The sequence below is a fragment of the Gemmatimonadota bacterium genome (assembly GCA_016712265.1).
Lineage (GTDB): Bacteria > Gemmatimonadota > Gemmatimonadetes > Gemmatimonadales > Gemmatimonadaceae > RBC101.
In genome coordinates, this window is sequence record JADJRJ010000027.1 from 1 (window position 1) to 19382 (window position 19382).

At 65.4% G+C, this 19382-nt stretch carries 16 protein-coding genes and 1 pseudogene; 9 read left to right on the forward strand and 8 right to left on the reverse strand.

The features are described from left to right. Both IPK85_04215 and IPK85_04220 read right to left on the reverse strand, forming a co-directional pair. Window positions 1–1278 (reverse strand): hypothetical protein (locus tag IPK85_04215; protein ID MBK8246592.1); only part of this gene is annotated, 1278 nt, incomplete at its 3' end. Next, complete coding sequence (locus IPK85_04220; protein MBK8246593.1) at window positions 1244–1765, reverse strand: hypothetical protein; 522 nt, start codon at window positions 1763–1765, stop codon at window positions 1244–1246. The genes IPK85_04220 and IPK85_04215, both read right to left, overlap by 35 nt. 485 nt (window positions 1766–2250) lie before the next feature. Between IPK85_04220 and IPK85_04225 the strand changes: the two genes are divergently transcribed. Beyond that, window positions 2251–2478: a transposase gene (locus IPK85_04225; protein MBK8246594.1), complete on the forward strand. Its 228-nt coding sequence runs from the start codon at window positions 2251–2253 to the stop codon at window positions 2476–2478. A gap of 332 nt (window positions 2479–2810) precedes the next feature. Further along, a complete protein-coding gene (locus IPK85_04230; protein ID MBK8246595.1) occupies window positions 2811–2981 on the forward strand; it encodes a hypothetical protein in 171 nt (56 codons plus the stop codon). A gap of 1126 nt (window positions 2982–4107) precedes the next feature. On the opposite strand, the gene IPK85_04235 is transcribed toward IPK85_04230, so the two are convergent. Both IPK85_04235 and IPK85_04240 read right to left on the reverse strand, forming a co-directional pair. Next, window positions 4108–4593 (reverse strand): hypothetical protein, encoded by a 486-nt coding sequence (locus IPK85_04235; GenBank protein ID MBK8246596.1) that lies wholly within the window; start codon window positions 4591–4593, stop codon window positions 4108–4110. 687 nt (window positions 4594–5280) lie between these two features. Further along, entirely contained in the window at window positions 5281–8049 is a 2769-nt protein-coding gene (locus IPK85_04240; GenBank protein ID MBK8246597.1) for an Ig-like domain-containing protein, read from the reverse strand. A gap of 729 nt (window positions 8050–8778) precedes the next feature. On the opposite strand from IPK85_04240, the gene IPK85_04245 reads away from it, so the two are divergent. Further along, on the forward strand, window positions 8779–9345 hold the full coding sequence (locus IPK85_04245) for a hypothetical protein (GenBank protein ID MBK8246598.1): 567 nt from the start codon (window positions 8779–8781) through the stop codon (window positions 9343–9345). A gap of 310 nt (window positions 9346–9655) precedes the next feature. Here IPK85_04245 and IPK85_04250 read toward each other — a convergent pair whose 3' ends face one another. Beyond that, window positions 9656–10366 carry a hypothetical protein gene (locus IPK85_04250; GenBank protein MBK8246599.1) on the reverse strand — a complete coding sequence of 237 codons (711 nt, stop codon included), beginning with the start codon at window positions 10364–10366 and terminating at the stop codon, window positions 9656–9658. 913 nt (window positions 10367–11279) lie between these two features. On the opposite strand from IPK85_04250, the pseudogene IPK85_04255 reads away from it, so the two are divergent. Both IPK85_04255 and IPK85_04260 read left to right on the forward strand, forming a co-directional pair. Next, window positions 11280–11503 (forward strand): annotated as a pseudogene (locus IPK85_04255) (DUF433 domain-containing protein). A gap of 45 nt (window positions 11504–11548) precedes the next feature. After that, window positions 11549–11806 (forward strand): hypothetical protein, encoded by a 258-nt coding sequence (locus IPK85_04260; protein MBK8246600.1) that lies wholly within the window; start codon window positions 11549–11551, stop codon window positions 11804–11806. A 1422-nt stretch (window positions 11807–13228) separates the two neighbouring features. On the opposite strand, the gene IPK85_04265 is transcribed toward IPK85_04260, so the two are convergent. Together IPK85_04265 and IPK85_04270 are read right to left on the reverse strand one after the other, a co-directional pair. Continuing rightward, window positions 13229–13798, reverse strand: a complete 570-nt coding sequence (locus IPK85_04265; protein ID MBK8246601.1) for a DUF4375 domain-containing protein — start codon at window positions 13796–13798, stop codon at window positions 13229–13231. A 102-nt stretch (window positions 13799–13900) separates the two neighbouring features. Continuing rightward, window positions 13901–15547, reverse strand: a complete 1647-nt coding sequence (locus IPK85_04270; GenBank protein MBK8246602.1) for a hypothetical protein — start codon at window positions 15545–15547, stop codon at window positions 13901–13903. 553 nt (window positions 15548–16100) lie between these two features. Here IPK85_04270 and IPK85_04275 point away from each other — a divergent pair. Then, window positions 16101–16256: a hypothetical protein gene (locus IPK85_04275; GenBank protein MBK8246603.1), complete on the forward strand. Its 156-nt coding sequence runs from the start codon at window positions 16101–16103 to the stop codon at window positions 16254–16256. A gap of 76 nt (window positions 16257–16332) precedes the next feature. Here the strand turns inward: IPK85_04275 and IPK85_04280 are convergent, their stop codons facing one another. Beyond that, entirely contained in the window at window positions 16333–16779 is a 447-nt protein-coding gene (locus IPK85_04280) for a hypothetical protein (GenBank protein ID MBK8246604.1), read from the reverse strand. A gap of 213 nt (window positions 16780–16992) precedes the next feature. On the opposite strand from IPK85_04280, the gene IPK85_04285 reads away from it, so the two are divergent. The 3 genes from IPK85_04285 to IPK85_04295 all read left to right on the forward strand — a co-directional run bounded on the left by IPK85_04285 (window position 16993) and on the right by IPK85_04295 (window position 19380). After that, window positions 16993–17952 carry a hypothetical protein gene (locus tag IPK85_04285; protein ID MBK8246605.1) on the forward strand — a complete coding sequence of 320 codons (960 nt, stop codon included), beginning with the start codon at window positions 16993–16995 and terminating at the stop codon, window positions 17950–17952. Next, window positions 17946–18755, forward strand: coding sequence for a hypothetical protein (locus IPK85_04290; protein MBK8246606.1), 810 nt, complete (start codon window positions 17946–17948; stop codon window positions 18753–18755). Before IPK85_04285 ends, IPK85_04290 begins: the two co-directional genes overlap by 7 nt. A 79-nt stretch (window positions 18756–18834) precedes the next feature. After that, window positions 18835–19380, forward strand: a complete 546-nt coding sequence (locus IPK85_04295; protein ID MBK8246607.1) for a hypothetical protein — start codon at window positions 18835–18837, stop codon at window positions 19378–19380. The last annotated feature ends 2 nt before the right edge of the window (window positions 19381–19382 follow it).

Genomic DNA, 19382 nt, shown 5'->3' on the forward strand with positions numbered 1-19382 from the left:
ATCGACGCGATACGACACAAGGCGCTCAACGTCCATGCCGGCGCTCTCCGCATCGTCCGCGGCATCGTCAATTGCGCGCCGAATGTCTCCCTCGATGTTGCGGAGACGCTGCACGATCCTCTGAGCCGCAGCGGCAGCGGCTTCAAGTCGGCTTTGATCGTGGCGTCCTCGATCCAATTCAAGCTGGGTGACCTCGGCCTGCCTGCTGAGCTCATCCATTTCTTGAACGAGGGCAGCATCCTCGCCTTGGCCCCGCGCAATCGCCGCCTCAGCGGCGGCTGGGCGCCGGGCATCGTGTGCTGCAAGCTCTGTTTCCTTCAATTGGATCTGAGCCTTCAGCGATGCCGCCGCTTCCGCCGTCACTAGTGACTCCAGCTCCGCCAATTCGAGGTTAATCTGCGAAAGCTTATAGCGCACCCCTGCAGCGTGCTCCTCGGCCTGCTCTGTGCGGTATCGCACAACCTCGTCAAGCGTTGAGAAGCCGAGACGCTTCGCCAGTGGCACGTGTGAGAAGATTACCTTGCGGAGCTCCTCTTCCAAGGTCGTGCGTCCCTCAGTGCCAACGTCGCTGCAGAGTTGTTCAAGGTACTGCTGCGGCAAGTACCGAACGCGCTCGGGCTGATCAACCTGCGCGTCTGATGCCAGCGACACCGTTACGTCATCACCGTTAGCCCATGTGAGAATGGCCTCAAAATGCAGCGCCTTGTTATCCGCGGGCTTCTTGAAGCGACGTGTGTTCAGAAACTCGTAGCTCAGGCAGTGGCTGTTGCCCGCCAGCGCCAGGATGTCGGCAAGTGCGCTCTTGCCGCCACCGCGATTGCCGATGATAGCAATCATGCCAGGGTTTAGGGCGATGTCACAGGCAAACCAGTTCTCCGCAAACCCTGTACCGGCCACCTTACGTACTCTGATGCGCTCAATGTACTTCGTGCTGTTGTCAGCGACGTGCCGAAGCTTTGGAGGCTCACTTCCGACGAAGACTCTGCCAATGGGATCGACAGTACACTGCTTGAGTCCAGCGAAAGTGGTGTCCGCCTTGATCCATCCCGCCTTACCGCCGGGGAAAACAGAATAGTCTTCAAAGCGGTGCGCGTCACTTCCGGCCACAACGGGCTTCCAGCGTCCTCCAAGTGTCTTCAAGAAGTCCTGAGTTACCTGCGGCTTCGTAGGGTGGCCGACCCCAAGAAAGAGTCGGATGTTAAGAAGGTCGCGGGTTTCAAACAAGTGTGCCGCACGCATGAGCTCAGCGTCGTCGTAGGGATGGCGCTTCCAGTCCAAGCCCTCCGAGGCCGTCGCTGGTGTCGTACGGCTGAATGACAAGCAACCGCTGTTCAAACTGCTTTTGGGCGCGGCGCCAAGAGTCGCGAGTGATCTTGGCTGTCATCGCGCCAAGCGTCTCCATCTTAGCGTCGTCGCTACGGTCTGCGGCGGAGAAGCCATGTTTGTCTAGCTTGCCAGAATCGTACGTCCGCGCAAGCTCAATGAACGCCTCGCGAGAAGGGGCCCGCTCGACGATCCCGATGTGCAAGAGGGATAGAAACTCGCGAAGCTGATGGTCCGTCAAGGCGTCGTCAAATAGAAAGTGGGTATTGAGGCGAAAATTAGTCGGCGCCTCGGGCCGGAGCTCGATACCCGGGAACACAGTCTTTGGCAGTGCAAGCGCATTGCGATCCAAGTAGGACCGTAGTGCGAACCATCCTTCGAAATGCCAGTAGTCCATGATGCAATATGCCGCGGCGTCGGAGGTGCGAATCGACTCAAGCATTGCACCGAGAAGTGCGTCATCCGCGGCCTCGGAGCCAGTTAGGCGCTGGCCCCTCCAGTGAAAGGATGCCGGCGAATGAATATGTAGATCCCATTTGCGCCAAAGCGATCCGCGCGGGTCATTGCGCATGCGGGTTAGTAAGTGTGAGGGTGTTTATGATGCGGGAGCCATGGATGAACCGCGCCCTTTGCTAGATCAGCGCCTACAGGCCGCCCAGAGAACGGCGATTAGAGTGCCGTCGAATGTCGCCTAGCTCTCCGTGCCTGGCTAACGTAGCTGTTGCAAAACCCTGTCGGAGCCCGCGATGTGGACATGGAACTCGCGCGCGCCTGCCGGGTTTCCTCGCCGGAATCTGCGCCGTCCCCCGCGCCCCGTCGAGGACCCAGGGCTCACTACAAGCGCATTGATACCAGTCCCCGCTTCGTCCCGGTGGACCTCCCCGGCAACTGCTCCCGGGCACCTTCGAGCATGCGGTCCACCAGTTGTTGTCGGGCCCGATCGACCTCGCCCACTTCGACGCCCGCTTCCGCAACGATGCCACGGGGGCCTCGGCCTATCCGCCGGCGGTGCTCCTCCAGGTCATACACTGCGCGTATGCCCAAGGCATCGTCAGCAGTCGCGCGATCGAGCGGCTGTGCCAGGACCATGTCACCTTCATCGCCCTGTGCGGCGACCAGGGCCCCGGACCACACCACCCTCGCCCGCTTCATTAGTACGCTGGGCGACGCGATCGCGCGGGTCTTCGCCGCCGTGCTGGCGATCTGCGACGCGCAGGGACTCATCGGCCGTGAGATGTTCGCGATCGATGGCGTGAAACTGCCCAGCAACGCGTCCAAGCGGCGGAGCGGCACCCGCGCCGAGTTTGAGCGCCACGCGAGAAGCTGGAGACCGCCGCCGCCCAGCTGCTCGCGCGGCACCGGGCAGCCGACGGACCGGCCACCGAGCCGACACCGGAGGCCAAAGGGCGCATCAGGTAGCCCGTTTGCACCGAGACGCGACCCAGCTGTGATCCTGGCAGGCCGCGCACCCGGAGGATCGACGCGGCGTGAAGGGGGCGGTCCGCAAGAGCAACCGCACGGACCACGAAAGCGCGAAGCTGGCGACGAGCAAGGGCGTGCTCCAGCGCTACACCGACGTAGCCGCGATCGACGCCCGGGCACACAGCATCATGGCCGCGTCGGCGCACGGGACAGGGTCGGAGCGCGCGCAGGGCTAACATCCAGGCAACTGCGAGCCAACGCGCCCTGATGCTTCCCCTGCGTCTCGATCACGAAAGTACACGCGTCGCTCGATTGGAATACGCTGCGCCTGCGGACAGGTGCGAAGGTAGAAGAACACGCCTCCCACTTCTCCGAAAAACCTCATTGAGGTATCCTGTCGTGTACTTCCACCCGGTCTCTCGCGCACAAATTCGGGGGGGCGCGCGATCGGCTCTGATTTGCCCGCAGACGCTCCCCTCACTCCTGAGCGAGCGCCGACCCCCGAAGGACCAAGAAGAGCGCTTTCACCGAACGGTGAAGGCGATGACCCGTCGGCCGCAGCGGGGGGGTCCTGATCGCGCGCACGCGCCAAGGCAAACACCCATGCGTTGGCTACGGTCATCAGTGCCGCGCCGACCAGATAGCGCACTCTTATCCGCCTCACTCGATCTGCGGCCTCTGCGATGGCATCCTCGACTTGCTTTGCACCATTCGCATAGGCGGCGGTGCGGATGGCTTGCGCCTCTTCGTTCGCCTCCCTCACGCTGCTCTCAGCATGCGCGCGGATGGCCCGTGCTTCTTCGTTGGCTTTCCTGACGATGCTTTCAGCATGCGCGCGGATGGACCACGCCTCTTCGTCTGCCTTACGGAGGATTGCTTCGCGGCTGGCGTTGGCCGCATCGAGTCGCTCACGGGCTGTTTGGATCGCGGCGCGAGCCCTCGCGCGGGATTCGGACGTGAGATGCTGAGGTGCTACCGTATCACCCCCCACGCGAGGCGCGTTCACATTCGGCTGGTGCCCACACTGCAGGCACCGCTTCCAGTACTCGAACCCGGCTGTGCCGCATTCAGGACAATCTCCGCGCGCCATGACTGCGCCTCGCTTGGGAGAACGTTTTCCCGCGCCTCGCTTCGCCAACTATCTACCCCCTCAGGGGCCCGGCATGATTCGGTCGGCACACCTCGCATGCATATCCGCGCCAACGTTGCGCACCTGTGGCTCCCAGACCTCGCCAGGGCCGCCGACGCAGTGCGACACACCAGCCTAACTCTCCCTCCGGTAGGCCAGTGCGACCCCGCTCGGTCGCATATTCCTTCGGCCCTTACGCAACCGGCTCGGCCGATCAGCGCGTCTGTGATCTATCAGTCGTGGGGCGCGGTGGCCAGACCCCGTCGTTGCCGAAGGGCCGCCAGCTTCAGATACCGAAGCGCATCGCGCGCCGCGGTACCTTGAATTCGCCGCGTCAACCAATCAGGCAGTAGCGTGATCGACAAGTACACGGCGGTGCCAGCACCGACAACAAACGCGGCCAGATCGAATTCATCTGCCTTCAACTGAGTAAACCTCTCCACAGCTACAGCAGGCACACTTGAGATCAGTACTGTCGCCACGGCGAGTACGATCCCGTAGGCGGCCCGTGGTGATAAACGGACATCGCCGAGCTGTTGCGCCTCGAAGAGTGCAACGACCCGGTTGAAATCGATCTCCGGAAGATCTGCGAGAAGCTGGTCTGCAAATGCGAGATCTGGAAAGTCCGCTGTCGCCGCACGGAACAGGTCTGTCTTTCGTTCATCCTCGGTTCCGGCTGCCGCAATGCGGGCCTGGACTCCGGGATGCAGCCGAAGCATCAAAGGCTCCCAGTGTCTCGGCGTAGCGCGTGCTCGATTGACAACGCTTAGGGCGCGATCCTGCCACCTCGACACCCGGTCCCGCCGCATTGCCAGATCTCGTCTCATTCTCTGGAAACGCGTGATGAGCTCAAGGATGTCATCGAACTTCTCGTCGCTATGTGACGACATCGAACAACTCCGCATCTGAGATTTGAGTCCCACCGTCCGGGTGCCGCAGCGCCGCATCAATATCGCAGTGGCTGGAACGGCGCACGCCCCCGGTTGACTACTCGCGGGCAGCGCGGCGCAGATACCATCGGGGGACTGCCGTACCTGTCAGTGACCCTACCGTGTCCCGCGCTACAACGGCCCGAATGGTGACAGGCGCCTCGCTTCCCTTATCATAGCCGCAATCAGTAGGCCGCTCGCCAACGACCCAGATGGCTTGAGTAGTCTGCACCGCGTCTCGCATCTGCCAATCGGACCGCGTGAGCGGAGCTGCGCCGAAGGCCACCTTTTCATCGATGCGGACGCAGGTGCCCTTCACCGATACGGCAACCCCGACCCCGGCGGCCCCCGCGAGGATTTCGTGAACGTCGCGGGAGAGGGGCGTGCCCTCCGGTGTATCATGCGCTGGGCTGCCGATGCCTTGTGATCGTGCGCACGCGGCGAGAACGGCAGCCCCAAATGCAAGGATGAGTACTCTCATTTGGGCAACCTCATGCTTGTCAGGTCATGCAGCAGACGCGAGCGCACCTCCGGAGGGACGAGGTTCCTCCGCTCACGGTGCTGGCTGGCGCGCCGCTTAAGCGTCTCTCGCTGCGCGAGGGTAATGTCAGGTACATCCCGGTCACCTGCCGGCGGCAGCGCGCCTGCTATTCGTGGCGCGTACTGCAACGCAGGGGCAGCACCGAGCGGTGCGACACGGGCCAAAGGGGCATTTGAGATATCCCACGTGGCAACCGGCCGCATATCCGTGTAGACGTCGGCAAAGAGTCTCGTGAAGCTGAGGTTCTGATCGTCGAGCCAACTGGAAACCAAGCTCAGGCGCGGTCGGGTCGCAGTAGTATACAGCGGCGCGAATGCCGTCGTATAACCGAACCGCGAGTACACGTTGAGGAACGGCCGAAGATCGCCCGGGTCATCGTACAACCACGCGAAGAAGTAGTACTTGCCGCGAGCCACGAAGCGCTTTGCGGTCCACCCCTCGATGGGGAGCCCCGAGTCGTAGCTGTCAGGTGTGAACTGGCCATTTGCGCTTACCGTCCCGAGAAATGGCACGAAAATGTCCCAGTCATTGGCCACGCCAGTCGGCTCGAAGAGGACGAGGTCGATCTCCGCTCCCGCCTGGTAGTCTGCGCTACTCCAGACGAGATATGCCTGTAAGGGGTTCACGCCAAGGTCGACCGTTGGCACCCGCGACGCCGCAGCGAGGAACGTTCCGAGGAAGGCTGTCCAGGGCTCGGAGGGGAACTGGCCTTGATACGCACCCAGGCTCGACTCACCGGCGTTGGGCAGCGCATCGCTCGCCGCGCCGCTGGGCCACAGGATCATGAGTCCGCGGGAACGTCGCACGTCGTTGGCCGAACTCGAACTCCCGTTGCGGAAGCGGTTCCTGAGAAGGAAACTCGGATCGACAAGCGCCGCCCGCACCGCGTCGATGCGCGCCGTGAGAGTGGGATCGGTGCTGCGGCGTCGGAGCGAATCCACCGCATCACCGAGGTCGCGAAGGAATTCCGATTCGAAGTTCTGCGCGCTGCCGACTGCCTGCGCGATGGTGGTAGCCGCTGCGGGGAGGCGCCCCCTCAGGTCGTCCGCCAGCGCTCCGGTCGCGGCCACGAGAGCATCGGATCGCTCGATGTTCACTGCCGACTTCGTAAGTGATGGCCGGAGGTTTGTGTTGTATCCGTTGAAGAACGCGTCAACCAGGTTGGCTGCCACCTGCGTGGTGCTTGCCGTTGCATTCTGCTGCAACGCCAGCAGGGTCTGTCGGTAGTCGTTCCCTTCCCCAGGGACGACCTCCTCTGAAAACACGGCCGTTCGCGCCACGCCTCGGAGCGCGACAACCGTCTCGTAAGCCGCCATCAGACACATATCGAAGTCGACGATGTCGATCGGGGTTGCGCCTGAGAGCGCGGAGCGGAGCTCCGCGAGGGACATCAGGCGGCCCGGGCGAGTCGTCTCATCAGCGAGAAGCCCGCCTGGCCCGTTTCCGTGGTTCCACAGGACGAGGAGGTATCGCTTGGCCGGTGCCGTCTGCTTGGCCCAATCGATAAAGCTCCGGAGTTCCTGTGGACTCGTCATGTCGCGGTCACCGATGTCCGTGGCAAGACCGTTCGGACCGGGCACTGATGGCGCGGTTCCGGCAGTAGGAATCACATAGCGAAAGGTGTTCCAGTTGGGCCGGTTGATCTGCCCTGGGCTCGTGGCACCGGCGTCCTTCAGCCAGCTGGGGCTGTACTCGGCCTGTACCACAACCTTGACAGTGGAAGTGGAGCCGCGCACCTCCATCTCGTCCAGATCCTGCACCCCGGGCAGCGCGAGGTTGTTATCGGCCGCGAGGAACACCATGACCGTCCATTCTGCCAGTTGCGGCGTGACGCTGAGGATCGCGGACCCGCTGACGCCCTCGCTCGTAGCCATGATCGTCGCGGTCCCCACAGCTCCAGCTGTCACTAAGCCGCTCCCGTCCACGCTCGCGACGCTCGCCGCATTCGTCGTGAACGTGACGGTACGTCCGGTGAGGATGTTACCAGCTGCGTCCTTCAGCACGACCGATGCTTGGGTGGTGGTGCCCACACTAATGCTCGATGCCGGCAGTGAGAGGGCTACAGATGCGACCGGCGGCGGAATGACGGTGAGTGTGACGGCAGCCGACTTTCCCTCGCTCGTCGCGGTGATCTGTGCCTGCCCGGCCGCTACGGCGGTCACGAGGCCTGCACCGTTCACCGTGGCCACCGCCGCGTTCGAACTCGCCCACGTTACCTGCCGACCGGTGAGGGTGTTCCCGGCCGCGTCCCTGAGCACGACTGTGGCCTGCGTCGTCTGCCCTGGCTGTAGCGACGTAACACCTAGCGTTGCCGTAACTGTACTGACGGGTGGGAGTCGCACCGAGAGCGTCGCGCTTCCCGACTTGCCGTCTACCGATGCGGTGATGGCGATGTTGTCGCCGACCGCCACTGCTGTGACCAATCCACTGCCTGAGACCGATGCGCGCGTTGGCTCGGAGGAGGACCACGTGAACGTCCGCGCGAGCGTCGTACCGTCCGACGCCTTTGCGACGGCGTTGAGTTGAAGCGTTGCCCCAACCTCGACAGTAGCGGTCGCCGGCGAGACCTCCACCGCAGAAACGACCGGTGGCGGAGGCGGCGGTGTCACCCCACCGTCGGAGCCACCACCGCCGCACGACCACGTCCCGAGCGCAATACACGCAGCCGTTGCCAGCTTACGCCACCCATCCTGACAGCCTGACATGTCGACTCCTCCCGTTGCTGTAAAGCCCGCATGGTGTCTCACGACATTTCGCCCGAGCGCTCGCACGCACCGCGCCTGCCGTCCCACGACCACGCCTCAGGCGTGTAGGCTCCAATAGAGCCACGTCCCACACGCCCCCACCCAACCTGCCGCGCGCGGTGCGGAGGCCCACAAAGGGGCGACCGTCGAGAGCTGGCGCTTGTTAGGTCAGCCCAGCAGCACCTACGAACTGGGCGCCTCTGCGCTTTGGCGAGGTAGCCCGTCGCCGCGGCCTTGACCGTGCGCCCCGCGGCGACCATAGTCCAGTCTGCGTCACAACTTCCAGCGGAGGATAGCAGGATGTGGAATGGAGGTGGAGCGACGGTTTGTATGGGGCTAGCCCTCGTTACTGCTTGCTCGGTGCCGGACGTGACCTCAACCACGGCACCGGGCGAGAGCGCGCAGCTCCTCATGCCCCAACCTGCTTCGGTAGGGAGCCCGAGCTACCTGACGCTCCCCCCGGGGAGTGTCAGTGGGTACGCGACCGCGGTTTCAGAAGCGGGGTACGTGGCCGGCTCGGTTAACTACGCAACTGGTGGATGTGCTGTGGTTTTGTGGGACCCTCAGGGCGTACCGCGCGACCTGGGGTTCTGCGGCGGGGTCGCCGGAATCAACGAGCGGCTCCAACTAGCTGGGACCCTGTCCAGTCAACAAGCGTATCTTTGGAGTCCTGGCGAGGGTTTGCGCGTTATGCGTGCGCCTTACGGCGGCACCAGCCGGGCGAACGACCTAAGCGAGCACGGCTGGGTGGTCGGCTCCATGGTAGACGTGAGCGGAGGCCGGACCGCCTTTGTGTGGAATCGCAGTAGCGGGGTGCGTGACCTGTCGCGCATCTTGGGCAAACGGATTCCGGAGGCACTCGGGGTGAATGCGTCTGGGGACGTCGTGGCAGAGCGGGCCAATCGCTTTCTTGGGGGCTTCATTTGGAATGAGCGTACCGGCGTCCGCCTCATTCCGCTGCTCGATTCGACGCGATGGCGCTTGATCTCGGCCGACTTCTCCGGCCGGGGTGTACGCATTAGTGATGGCGGCCTGATTGCGGGAGAGGACCTGCCCTACCTGGGCGACACGCACGCAGTGCTATTCCCTGTGAACGCTCCGCCGATCAATCTTGGCATGGTCGATTGCTGTTCCATTGGCTACTCTCGGTCGGTTGCGTTGAGCGAGAGGGCGGCGCCGTGGTTGGCTATAGCCGCGGCGCGCCTCGACCTGCTTCGAGCGGCCGTTCGTGTGGACACAGGAGGCGGGTATCCGTGAGCTCACAAGCCCGAGCGACCTTTGCGGAGGGTCGGACATCAACCCGCTCAGGCACACTGGTAGTAGGTGCGTGCGTGCGCTACCCGTGAAGTGGGTGCTCACCACCGTAAGCCCCTAGGCCCGGCCCCCACGAAACGACGCGACTCCGCGGCGGCAACGTCCAGGTGGGACGAGAGGCGACTCTCCCCATCCGGCTCCGTGAACGCCGACACACACCTCGCCACCTCCCTGCCGCGCGCCAGCGCTGCGGAGAGGAGCCGAAGCGCAGGGTGTCATGCGGACCACCCCTGCGCCCGGCATGCCTACACCCCTACGCCGCCCGTGCCTGCCCCGCCGGCACGCCCTGCCCGTCACCCCCGTCCTCCCCCACCGACTCCCGCACCCGCACCGCCACGCGTCGGCGCAGCGTCTTCCACTCCGCCAGCAACGCGGGGTCGCGCTCCAGCACCAGGTTCAGCACACCGTCCAACAGCCCGACGATGAACCGCCCGCGACGCGCCTCCACCCGGAGCGCCTCGACCGTTCCCGACGACTCCGCCAGGCGGCGAATGCGTGCCTCATGCAGGGTCGTGAGCGCGTCGAGGAGCGCGGTCAGTTGCTCCGCGTAGTCAGCCCGAAGCCCGGCCTTGGTAAAGGCGGCCGCCTGTTCGCGTGCGGCCGCGGCGACGGCCCGAGCCGCGGCCACCTGGGCGACGTGATCCTGCTTTCGCCGCACCCGCAGGATGGCCGCCAACGTGTCGTCGGTCCCGGCGATGGATCGCGTCAGCCGACGGACCGGGGTGAGAAACTCCACCTCGAGCCGGCGCCGCATCTCCTGGTACGACGCAGTCTGCGACTGCCGGCCGCCGCGCGTGCTCTCCCGCAGCTCCGCGAGCGTGGTCATGCGGGTGCTGACCGCGGCGAGCGCGTCCCGGTTGGCCTTCACGTCGGCCGACGACGATTCGACCGGGTGTCGATCCAGGAAATCCACCAACGGTCGGAAGCCATCAAAGGCGCGCTTGTTGTTCGCATTCATGGTCATTGTCGTGTCCTCGTATGGTCGTGTGTGTGCCCAGGCCCGATGTTGGGCCTGGGGTCGGGCACCTCACACCTGCCGGTCGCCGCGAACGACCGTCCAACCCGACACGGCGCGTCCGCCGCATCGTTTACCGCCCTCGGGCCGAGCACGCTCGCGAGACGCGCACGGCCGAAGGCGACTGCCAGGGGAACGCGAATCTCCGTTCCTTACCCTCTAGCAGGATTTCTCAGCTCCATCGCAAGCCCCCCCGCGCACATGTCCACTCGTGGAGACACCGCGCGGTCACTGCGCCGAGCGACTAGCGAGGGAGAGCGGCCGGAGCGTTCGCGCGACTTGAGCCCGCTGACCTAGATGCTGGGACGTGTCGCCAAAACGCGTCTTCCGAGTTTTCGGGAACGCGGCGCAGGTGGGTTCAACCGCGCGGGGCGATTCGTGGAGCGCAGGTCAGATGCGCGGCTACCGGGGGATGACCAGGCGGACCGCCCTGGCCCGATGGTGGACCTGGGGTCCGGCACTTCGCGCCTGCCGGTCGCCGCGAACAACCGAAGGCGACTGCCAGGAACGCGAATTCTCCGTTCCCTTGCCCTTAGCAGGATTTCTCAGCTCCACCGCAAGCCCCCACGCGGAGCAGATGTCAGATTTCGTCGAGAGTGAGCCCCCCTACTTGTTCTGACGCGCGCTCAGTTCCATCGCAAGTCTCCCGCGCACATGTCCCCTCCCGGAGACACGGCGCGGTCACTTCGCCGTGTGACTACCGGGGAGAACGACGGGCGCGTGAGCACGACTCAAGCCCCCCGTGGCCAGGTACCTCAGCGCGGGGCGGGGGGCGTCCTGCCGCGGCGTCCAATCGGGGGCCTGCGCCTGTTGCCTGGGGCGTTCGCGGCGATATCGTTCCTCATCCCTGCAGGAGCGACCGGTGCCGCAGACATCCGCGGTAGTTCACAGTGATCCTGAAATTCTCGGGGAACGCCGGTGTTCGTGGGCACCCGGGTCCCGGTCGATGTCCTGTTCGAGTACCTCGGAGGCGGAGACGCTCTGGATGTGTTTCTCGACCAGTTTCCCTCGGTGACCCATGAGCAGGCGGTTGCTGCCATAGAACTCGGACGAGCTGCCGTGGTGGCCGGTGCGCGTTCTGCTTGACGAGCAGGTGCCGCGGGGTTGGCCGCCTTGCTGACGGGCCACGAGGTGCGCACTCTCACCCAGATGGGGTGGAAGGGGCTGTCGAATGGGAAGCTGCTCGCCACTGCAGCGGAACGGTTCGACGTCTTGGTGACCATGGACAAGCGCATGCCGGTCGATCGGGATGTGTCGGCACACGCGATTGGGGTGGTGCTGGTGCGGGCGATGAGCAATCGGGTGGAGGCCCTGACCCCACTGGTTCCACACATTCTGGAGGCGGTGTCACGCGTGCGCGCCGGCGAGGTCGTCCAAGTCGGTGCCTAGCAGTTGCGCGCGGGGGCGGCTCAGCTCTTTCTTGGGCGCGGGCCGATACGCGGCTACCGGGCTGACCAAGCGAACCGCCCAGGCACGATGGTGGACCTGGGTCCGGCACTTCTCGCCTGCCGGTCGCCGCGAACGACCCATTGCGACTGCCAGGGAACGCGAAACTCCGTTCCCTACCCTCTAGCAGGATTTCTCAGCTCCACCGCAAGCCCCCACGCGGAGCAGATGTCAGATTTTGTCGAGAGTGAGCCCCCTACTTGTTCTGACGCGGACTCAGTTCCATCGCAAGCCCCCCGCGCGCATGGGTGACCGGACCGGGGCTTGTCCGACTCGACGGCGCGGTAATACTACAAGTATGAAGACGGTGTCAACGAAGCGCATCACGGTCGTAGACGTCAGAACGGTCAAGTCGCTGACTGGCCGTGAGGCCGCCCGCACTGGCCTGGATCGCATCAAGCACCTGCTCCTGCATTTCGACGAGCCGCCGAAATTCGCTCCCTGGGCAGCGACGCGGATCAAGAACTCGCGGACTCTCGGGCGTGACTGTAACTGGTCTTGACGAACATGCAGAACCCCGGCGTTGCACGGGAAACCTGTCCAAGTACACGGCGCGCTTCGAGGCGCGGCAGAACCATGCTGCGGCCCGCGACGGTCACTCCGCCGACCGACTAGCGGGGAGAACGATCGAGCGTGCGCGCGACTCGAGCCCCTGACCTACATGCTGGGACGAGTTGCCAAAACGCGTCCTGCGACTTTCAGGAACGCGGCGCCAACGCCTTAAACGGCACGAAATGTTGCACGCACGCCTCAGCACACGACCGAGACGTGTGCCCACGTTCGCGATTCGCGTGCGCACACGAGCATTTCCGCCCGAAACCGAGATCACACGCGTGTGCACAGCGCCAACTCCGGTGTCGCAGCTCACCGCGCGCGCCGCACACCTGGCGTTTCCGCCCGCACCACGACCACGTCGTGTGCGACGATCACCGCGGCCGGCCAGCACACGAGCAATTCCGGGGTCGCCCGTCGCAATCCCCGGCAACACATCGGCGGCACGCCCCGACACACGCGTCGCGCGCCTACTGATGTTGGCAAGTCGCCCCAACACAGCACCAACCCCAGCCGATAACGGAGCGGCCCGCACCGACACCTTCGCCGCGCCGGCCGCATCGGGACCAATTCCGCTCTCAGCGGCAGCACATCGTCAGGACACAGCGCCACTCCAGGTGAGCATGGTCGCGGCTCGCGTGGAGACCTGAGCATTTCCGCCCGACACAGCGCCATTTCCGGCCGCACCTCTCCTGGCGCGGCGATCCAATGAGGCGACGCCACTACACACACCCTGCGATACTGGGGACACTGCCTCCCCGAAGCACGACGGGGCACCGTCGCCGGTGGTGGCCATGCGTCCGCCGGCGCCGGTCAGTCGCTTGAATGCGTGCGCTCGTAGAGGGCGGGAATGCTCTCCTTCAGGCCCCAGAACCGGCGGTCGAGCCTGGCCAACTGCTTGCGCAGCGCGGCGTAGCCTTCGAGCGCTGCCTGGTGTTCGCGCCACGCCCCAGCCGCCGCTTCGACAATGCGGACGCTCGCCCTTGCACCGATGCCCCGAAGAAGCTCGGCGCACTCGTCCATGAACTCGACGCCCTGGTTCTCGATCGTCTGGTAGAGACCGCCATTCGAGATACCGCCTTCGAGCTGGTTGAGTAGCGTGGCAGCGCGGTCGCGTCCCGACTGCGCGCGGGAGATGAATCGTTCGTCATCCGGCGACGACGAGCCGGTGACGACCGCGGGTTGGCCATAACTCACGCCAACCGTGCAAAAGACGCTGAGTCGATGGTCATTGCCGGGTTCGCGCCAGTCGATCAGGCCGTTGCCCGAGGACTCGAAGCTGTGGCCAGCCGCATTCAGCTCCTCGATGGCCTCGACAATGGCCCGTTCAGCGGCGACACGTACTCGCTCCCCGACACGTCGTTCGATCTGGAACTTGTCCATGCGCAGGCTCTCTCACATGCCTAACGTTGCGGGTACACCACGGTGCCGGCGCTCGCGGCGATCCAAGGTGGCGTCGTCACTACACACACCCTGCGAATGGTCCTATCCGGATCCGGTGATCTCCAACTCGACGCGCGTGGCCCTGGACGTGAGCGGAAGGGTGAGCCTGACAAGAGCGTCGCTGCGCTCCTGACGGCTTGTCATGATCACCTTCCGGTCGTGCCGCGCCACCCACGACCGATTCGTCGGCACATTCGCCACCTGCAGCGTCGCCTGCGCCGGTCGGCCGCCACGACTACGCACCGCCAGTTGAAGGACCTGACGCGCTGCGTCAAACCTGGCGCCAAGCACGTCTACGTCGCCAGAAACGCCCTCCAGCGCGGGTTGCCCAAAATGGTCCGGTCCGAACGGGCGGTTGTAGAGGCTCCACATGCCCTCACCGACGTTGAGCCGTGCGTAGGCCAGCATCGCATTGCCAGTCACCGGGTCCATGAAGGTCATGTTGCCGGCGTCATCGTACGGCTGGTCGTGGCGCGGATAGTAAAGTGCGCCGCGATCCCACGTCGGGGTCATGTACCGGTCGGCGTAGCCCAGGAGGCCGCGGAGCGTCTCGGCGTCACCCATCTCCGAGATCCACATGGCAAGGTAGCCGAGGTCCGGGGTTCGCCAGGGGAATGTCCGGTCCCGGGCGGGCGCCGCGCGGCCGGATTGCCGGGCCGCGCGCGTGGCCATCACGTCGCGCGGTGATCGCAAAGTCATCAGCCCGTCGGGGCGCCGCTCGATCCACTCGGCAACTTGTCCAGGGTAGCGGGCCCGTACCTCGTCGCGATTCCATGCATTCATCGCCGAGCCGGCCCAGGCATCGAAGCCGCCGCTGAACGCGTCCACCTTGTGGTCCTGGCGCACCATCCACGTCGAGATGACGTGGCCGTGCGCGTCCAGCATCCCCTTCTTCTCCCATGCTGCCCGGTATCCGGCCGTGGCCTCGGCGGCCAGGTTCGTCCCCTTCCGGACGTCGAAGAAGCGGAAGCCCAGGATCGGGAACTGATTGCAGACGATGAAGACGTTGTTCGGCTCACAGGGAATCCCGTGCCAGCCACTCGCCACCATCTGATCGTAGATGACCTGGTTGAGCGAGGCGTGGTTGTACTCATACGTCTCCGGCCCAAACCCGTAAAAGATCGGGTCATAGCGGAAGGTGAGCGATCCCTTGGCGTCGTACTTGTCGTCGTTGAACAGGGTCGCGTACATGCCGACCATCGCGTGGAGATGGCCGCTATACATGATGTTCTCGCTCTTCACCGGATCGGTCCATCCGTCACGGAGGACCTTGAGCCCCGGATCGAGTCGCGGACCCGAGCGGCTCGTCTCGCGCCAATAGCTCCACACCTCGCGCCGGAGCATCTTGTGAATCAGCTGGTCGAACGTCTTCCGGAAGAGGCCCGGGGCGGCGGGGAGGTGATGGTAGTGCGTCAGGCCGACCGCATACGCCATCTGGGCCAACTGATAGCGATAGGCGGTGAGGTCCTCCTGGCCGGGATCGTTCGATCCCATCATGGCCCACTCTCCGTCCGGAAGGGACGCGAGTCGCTCGATGTGGCGCAGATGGCCGAGCTGCTGTTCGGTGAGGAGAGGGAGCTCCGGTTCGGGCGCCATGGCCCGCGCAAGGCTCGACGTCCCGCGCACGAGAGGAAGGAAGGCGGCGGAGGCTATCGCTCCAGTGAGGAAGTCGCGACGTGAAGTAGACATCGAATCACGGGGTGTGAGGCTGATCGGGCGCACTCGAGAAGATGTCCCAGCCGATCAACACGAACAACCATAGAGGTCGACGACCTCCTTCGCGGCGTGCCCGCCGTCCTTCTGCCGGCGTTGGGTAGAGACCTCCCCGGGTCATCTGACCCATGCCATTCTTCCGCCGCGCGCCCATCACTACCCATCCCCCCTTCCGCCCGCCGTCCTGAAAGCCCCGCAGACCCGCCGCACCGTTCGCAGTGCGTTCCGGTGGAATGTCGACCCCGGGTCCGTCCTGGTCGTCATCGCCCTCACCGGCCTGGCGATCGTCACCCTCTTTGCCTGGACCAGGACGAGCCGAGCCAACGCGGAGCGCCTGCGCGCGGCCGACGGCGCCATTCGGGAGTACGCCGACTTCGCCGCGCGGCTCTTTGCGCAACACACCTTCGAACTCAGCGGCGCAGTCCAACTGCGCCTCCTGCGACCGGCGCTGGCGCGTGCGGCCATCGCCGATGCGCCTCCACTCACGGTCAGCGCGTTCGAACAGGCGGTGCGGCGCGAACTCCAGCGCATGCCACCAGCGTACGACACCGCCATTGTTGGGTTCTTCGTTGTCGATCAGGCGGGCCAGGTGCTGGGGACCGCTGGCGATGCGCGGACCGCGGACATAGCGGCCGCTTTCGTGGTCGAACTGCCGTTCGCGCCGGCCAGCGCCGCAACCACCTGACGTCAGGGTACCGCTGATCCACCTCTCACCGGCGACCGCAACCGCCGACCAGTGTCAGAACGGCAACAGCGCCGGTTCAGAAGGGCAGGAGCGGCCGGTTCCACGGGATGAACCCGAGCACCGAGGCCACCGCGATCCCCCACCAAATAGTAGCGGACTGAAAACGCGCGGAATCGGTCGTGGCCTTCTTGACCTTGGCCAGCCCGATGTGCGCCAGCGCGATGGAGACGAGCATCATGAACACGTGCTCGACCATGAAGTAGCGAACGCCGGCGGTCCGCATCGCCGTCCCCATGTCGGCCATCCCCTGCCGGATCAGCGGACTGATCGCATAAAGCACCAACCCGAGCACGAACCGGATCGAGGTCGCGTTCACGAACAGCCGACCGACGTTCAGGTCCGCCTCGGCGCAGCCCGCGCGGCTCATCCACCCCCGCCAGACGCGGAAGCCGGCCCACACGCCGGCAAGGACGACAAGCCACCGAAAGGCGTTGTGCGAGGCGAGGATGATCTGATAGAGCATGGCGCGGGCGTGGAGGTTCAATGGAAGGTACGTGAACTAGACGGAAGACGGCAGACGGCAGACGGCAGATGGCGGGCGGCAGATGGCGGGCGGCGACTCACGGCCTGCGCCCATCCCCTGGCAGAAGCCCCAGCGCCATGCCCTCCCGCTCCAGCCACCAGCCGCCAGCGCTGATCCGGCCTATCTTCTCCTGCCAGCCCCTGCCCTCCCCCCATGCCACGTCGCCACCTCCTCGCCGTCTTCGCCTTCGCGCCCGCCATCCTCGGCGCCCAGCACTCCTTCTCCGAGGCCGGACGCACCTACGACCCGGCCGTCCCCACCCCACGCGCTGTGCTGGGGTACAACGTCGGCGACCGCTTCACCTCGCACCGGGCCCTCACCCGCTACATCGAGCGCGTCGCGGCCACCTCGCGCCGCGTGAAGGTCGACACCGTCGCCCGCTCGTTCGAGGGGCGGGAGATGTTCCTCCTCACGATCACCTCCGAGTCCAACCACGCCCGCATCGCGGAATTGCAGCGTGACGCCCAGCGCATCGGGGACCCGCGAGGTGCCTCCAACGGCGACCTCGACGCGGCGGCCCGGCGATTGCCCGCGGTCGTGTGGCTCGCGCACTCGGTCCACGGCGGTGAGGCTTCCGGCGTGGAAGCCGGGCTCGCATTGCTCTACCAACTCGCTGCAGGGACCGACGCCGAGACGCGGATGGCCCTCGACAGCACGATCGTCCTCATTGATCCCAACCAGAACCCCGACGGTCGCGAGCGGCACACGCACGACATCGAACGCACCTGGAGCGCGCAGTCGCTGCCGAGCGAGGGCGGCGCGCTGAACAACGCCGGTTCCTGGCCGGGCCCGCGCACGAGCCACTACTCGTTCGACCTCAATCGCGACTGGTTCATTATGTCGCATCCCGAATCGCGCGGGCGCGTCGCCACCTTCCTCAAGTGGTGGCCTCATGTCGCCGTTGACCTACATGAACAGGGATCGAGCGCGACCTTCTACTTTGCCCCGCCGCGTGAGCCGGACAACAAGAACAACCCGAAGCACCTCTTCAAGTGGTTCGACATCTTCGCGCGGCGCATGGCGCCGAGTTCGACAAGCATGGCTGGTCGTACTTTCGGCGTGAGGGATATGACTCGTTCTATCCGGGGTATGGCGAAGGATGGCCGATGTTGACCGGTTCGATCGGGATGCTCTTTGAATCGGCGTCGTCGTCCGGCGGCGGTGTGCGTCGCAACGACGGCACCCTGCGCACGCTCAAGCAGGCCGCCTGGGAGCACTACAGTGCCGAATGGGCCACGGTCCGCACCTCGGCCCGCCGCCGCACAGAACTTGTAGGGGATTACGCCAAGTCACGACGTGACGCGATCTCCATCCATGCGGCGGGCCCGATGCGAGCGATCGTTATGGAACGCGATGGGCAGGGACGCGCCGACTCGCTTGCCCTCAAGCTGAAGGCCAACGGGATCGACGTCTCGCAGCTTACCGCTGACGCCGACCTCAAGGACGCGACGCTGTTTGGTGACAAGGCACCGGCAGCATCCACGCGAGTGCCGGTGGGGAGCTACGTCGTGGACCTCGCGCAACCGCAGGGCCACCTCGCCAAGGCGATCCTCGAGCCCGACGCCGAGCTGGACTCCGCCTTCATCCGCACCGAGTTGGAGCTGCGTCGCCAGGGCCAGGGGAACCGCTTCTATGACATCACCGCCTGGTCCTGGCCGCTGGCCCATCGCGTGCGCGCCTGGCACACGCGCTCCGTCCCGGGGAACCTCCGGCCCGTCGGCGAGTTGCCCCGTGCCGCCATGTCCCGTGCGACGCGCGCGCAGTACGCGTATGCGTTCGAGCCGGGGAGCGAAGCGTCGAATCGACTCTGGCATCATTGCTCAAGGACTCGGTGCGCGTCTGGCATGCGCCGCGCAGCTTCGCGTCGGGTGGGCGCCGCTTCCCGAAGGGTGCGTTTATCGTGCGGGTCGCGATGAACGACTCGTCGGTGCATGACGTCGTCGCGGAGGAGGCCACCCTCGCCGGCGCCACCGTTTTCCGATCGCGTCGGCCGGCGTGGACGAAGGGACCGACCTCGGCTCCAACTCCGTGCGCTTCATCCGGGTCCCGAAGGTGGCGCTGCTCTCCGGACCGCCCGTGAGCGGCAACTCGTGGGGCTTCAGCTGGTTTGCCATGGACCAGCGCATCGGGTATCCGACGACCCTGGTGGACGCGAACATGGTCGCCGGCGGACTCGAGGGATTCAACGTGCTCATCATGCCGGCCGTCCAGGGCGGCGCGCTCGATCGCGCGTTAGGCGACAACGGCAAGGCCGCGCTCGCGACCTGGGTGCGGAACGGTGGGGTCTTGATCACCCTCGACGCCGCGACCGGATGGTTGGCGCAGGAGAGCACGCGCCTCGTGCGCACGCGCCTGCGTCGCGACAGCACACGCGCCGACAGCACCGGCGGTGCCCCGCTCCCCGCGGGCCTCCCCGGCATCATCGCGCGCGACGGTGGACACCTTGTCGCCGCTCCTGGCCGGTGTGTACGAGACCGAGATCCCGGTCTACGCCAACTCCGATCGTATTCTCACCGTTCCGCGAGACCTGCGGGCCGGTGAGG

Excerpts from the sequence above, each read along its gene's own strand:
- IPK85_04290 (MBK8246606.1), top strand. The coding sequence starts at position 17,946 with ATGTTGACCGGTTCGATCGGGATGCTCTTTGAATCGGCGTCGTCGTCC.
- IPK85_04220 (MBK8246593.1), bottom strand. The coding sequence starts at position 1,765 with ATGCTTGAGTCGATTCGCACCTCCGACGCCGCGGCATATTGCATCATG.
- IPK85_04285 (MBK8246605.1), top strand. The coding sequence starts at position 16,993 with ATGCCACGTCGCCACCTCCTCGCCGTCTTCGCCTTCGCGCCCGCCATC.
- IPK85_04275 (MBK8246603.1), top strand. The coding sequence starts at position 16,101 with ATGCCACCAGCGTACGACACCGCCATTGTTGGGTTCTTCGTTGTCGAT.
- IPK85_04280 (MBK8246604.1), bottom strand. The coding sequence starts at position 16,779 with ATGCTCTATCAGATCATCCTCGCCTCGCACAACGCCTTTCGGTGGCTT.
- IPK85_04270 (MBK8246602.1), bottom strand. The coding sequence starts at position 15,547 with ATGTCTACTTCACGTCGCGACTTCCTCACTGGAGCGATAGCCTCCGCC.
- IPK85_04250 (MBK8246599.1), bottom strand. The coding sequence starts at position 10,366 with ATGACCATGAATGCGAACAACAAGCGCGCCTTTGATGGCTTCCGACCG.
- IPK85_04265 (MBK8246601.1), bottom strand. The coding sequence starts at position 13,798 with ATGGACAAGTTCCAGATCGAACGACGTGTCGGGGAGCGAGTACGTGTC.
- IPK85_04240 (MBK8246597.1), bottom strand. The coding sequence starts at position 8,049 with ATGTCAGGCTGTCAGGATGGGTGGCGTAAGCTGGCAACGGCTGCGTGT.
- IPK85_04235 (MBK8246596.1), bottom strand. The coding sequence starts at position 4,593 with ATGCTTCGGCTGCATCCCGGAGTCCAGGCCCGCATTGCGGCAGCCGGA.
- IPK85_04245 (MBK8246598.1), top strand. The coding sequence starts at position 8,779 with ATGCGTGCGCCTTACGGCGGCACCAGCCGGGCGAACGACCTAAGCGAG.